The organism is Microbacterium sp. USTB-Y, from assembly GCF_023703415.1.
Lineage (GTDB): Bacteria > Actinomycetota > Actinomycetes > Actinomycetales > Microbacteriaceae > Microbacterium.
Window position 1 is genome coordinate 1 of record NZ_JAGMTU010000020.1, and the last position, 395, is coordinate 395.

Here is a 395-nt window from a genome sequence, read left to right on the forward strand (position 1 = left end):
GGTCGCGGCGCACGGTGAGCTGCCGTATGACCAGTCGTTCATCTTCGTGCCGCTGCTGTCGCTGGGCGGGGCGGCGAAGGTCGAGAACCTGCACAAGCGGGAGACGATCGCATCGATCCAGGTCGCGGTGGAGCTGCAGGGCATCGTCGGCCACTGAGCGCCGGTGCGAAACGCCCCCTCGGCGAGCCCGATGGGCTCGCCGAGGGGGCGTTTCGACGTGGCATGGGTAGTTCTCCCCATCGCAGCCGTTCCTCCCGCCCCCGTAGAGTCCTTCTCGGGAGGTCGTGCTGTCGTGGGAATGATGTTGCCGAATGAGCTTGTCTGGGTGATGGAGAAGCTGGGTTTTGATTGGCCTGATATCGATGAGGATGAGGTCAGTAAGGGTGCGACTCTGG

Annotated in this window: 1 protein-coding gene; it reads left to right on the plus strand. The window is 64.1% G+C overall.

What is annotated here, in order from left to right; all coding sequences use genetic code 11:
* A partial coding sequence (locus J8G10_RS19295) for a T6SS immunity protein Tdi1 domain-containing protein (RefSeq protein WP_285814526.1) occupies positions 1-157 on the plus strand: 157 nt, incomplete at its 5' end.
* Positions 158-395 lie beyond the last annotated feature (238 nt).